At 72.9% G+C, this 2,384-nt stretch carries 1 protein-coding gene; it reads right to left on the minus strand.

Annotation, left to right across the window (positions count from 1 at the left end):
* The coding region (locus ACFY15_RS36820; protein ID WP_390827079.1) for a beta-ketoacyl synthase N-terminal-like domain-containing protein at positions 1 to 2,384 on the minus strand (2,384 nt) is incomplete at both ends.

The following is a 2,384-nucleotide window of genomic DNA, read 5'->3' on the forward strand; positions in this document are numbered from 1 at the left end:
GCCACCACCCGGGCCGCGTCCTCCAACGACAACGCACCCGCAACAGCCGCAGCCGCGATCTCACCCTGCGAATGCCCGACCACCGCATCCGGAACCACGCCCAGGGAACGCCACACCTCCGCGAGGGAGACCATGACGGCCCAGGTCACCGGCTGGACCACGTCCACCCGGTCCAGAGAGCCGCCCTCCCGCACGACCTCGACGGCGTCGAAGTCGACGAACGGGGCCAGGGCGTCCGCGCACTCCCGCATCCGGGCCGCGAAGACGGGCGAGGACTCCAGGAGCCCCGCGCCCATCCCCACCCACTGCGTCCCCTGACCCGGAAACACCCACGCCACCCGCCCCCGCGAGGACGCCACGCCCTCGACCACGGCCGACCCCACCGCGACCCGCCGGTGCTCGAACACCGACCGCGTCGTGACGAGGGAGTACCCGAGGTCCAGGGGTCGCGGCCCCTCGGGAAGCCGCTCAGTCTGGGCCCGGAGGGCGGTCTCGGAACGGGCGGTGAGCACCACCGGCACGACCGGCAGCTCCCGCACCACCTCGACCGGCTCCTCCACCCGCTGCGGAGCCTGCTCCAGGATCACGTGCGCGTTCGTGCCGGACACCCCGAACGAGGACACACCAGCACGCCGCGGACGCCCCACCTCGGGCCAGTCCCGCGCCTCGGTCAGCAGCTCGACGGCGCCGTCCTCCCAGTCCACCCGCGAGGACGGCGCGTCCACGTGCAGGGTCCTGGGGAGCCGGCCGTGTTCCAGCGCCTTGACCATCTTGATGACACCACCCACACCGGCGGCCGCCTGCGCGTGCCCGATGTTCGACTTCAACGAGCCGAGCCACAGGGGCTGTCCGGCCGGCCGCCGGCCGTAGGTCGCCAGCAGCGCCTGCGCCTCGATCGGGTCGCCCAGCCTCGTACCCGTCCCGTGCGCCTCGACCACGTCGACGTCGACCACACCCAGACCGGCACTGTCCAGCGCCGCCCGGATCACCCGCTGCTGCGACGGACCGTTCGGAGCCGTCAGACCATTGGACGCACCGTCCTGGTTCACGGCCGAACCCCGCACCACCGCCAGCACCCGATGGCCCTTCGCCACCGCGTCCGACAGCCGCTCCACCAGCAGCATCCCCACACCCTCGGCCCAGCCCGTGCCGTCCGCGGCGTCGGAGAAGGCCTTGCACCGGCCATCGGCGGCCAGCCCCCGCTGCTGCGAGAACTCCACGAACAGGCCGGGCGCGGCCATCACCGCGACACCGCCCGCCAGGGCCGCATCGCACTCACCCGTGCGCAGGGACTGCGCGGCGAGGTGGAGGGCCACCAGGGAGGAGGAGCACGCGGTGTCGACGGTCACCGCCGGGCCCTCCAGGCCCAGAGCGTAGGAGATGCGGCCGGACATGACGCTGGCGGTGTTGCCGGTCAGCAGGTAGCCCTCGTAGCCCTGCGCGGGCTCGTACAGCCGGGGACCGTACTCCTGCGACATGGCGCCGACGAAGACGCCGGTGCGCGAACCCCGCAGCGAGGACGCCGGGATCCCCGCCCGCTCCAACACCTCCCACGACGTCTCCAACAACAACCGCTGCTGCGGATCCATCGCCACCGCCTCACGCGGCGAAATACCGAAGAAGTCCGCGTCGAACTCCCCCGCCTCATGCAGGAAACCCCCCTCCCGCACATACGAACGCCCCGCAACACCCGGCTCAGGATCGAACAGCGACTCCACGTCCCAACCCCGGTCCTCCGGGAACCCCGACACCGCGTCCACCCCCGACGACACCAGGTCCCACAACCCCTCCGGAGACACCACCCCACCCGGAAAACGGCACGCCATCCCCACGATCGCGATCGGGTCCTCCGCCTCCTGGCCGCCGTGCCGCGGCTCGCGGCGGACGGCGGGTGCGGCGGCGGGCTCGACGACGCCGGCGGGGTCCGCGTCCTCGGCCGCCGCGTCCCTGATCAGGCGGGCGACGGCGAGGGGGGTCGGGGAGTCGTAGATGAGGGTCGTGGGCAGGCGCAGGCCGGTCGCGGCGCGCAGCCGGTTGCGCAGCTCGACGCCGTTGATGGACTCGAAGCCCTGCTCCTTGAACGTCCGCTCGGCGGTGATCGACTCCCGGGAGGGGTGTCCGAGCACGGCGGCGGCGTGGACGCGGACCAGTTCCAGGACGTGGTCGAGCTGCTCGTGTTCCGACAGGCCCCGCAGTTCCCGGCTGAACAGGGTCTCGTCGGCCGCCGCGGGACGGGTGTCCGCATCGGCGGTGTCCTCGCCGATCCAGTGGCGGGTCCGCTGGAAGGCGTACGTCGGCAGGTCGACGCGGCGGGCGCCGGTCCCCTCGAAGAGGGAGGCCCAGTCGATGTCCGTCCCCCGGACGAACAGTTCGGCGGCGGAGGT

This window comes from Streptomyces sp. NPDC001373 (genome assembly GCF_042895815.1).
In the GTDB taxonomy this organism is placed as follows: Bacteria; Actinomycetota; Actinomycetes; order Streptomycetales; family Streptomycetaceae; genus Streptomyces.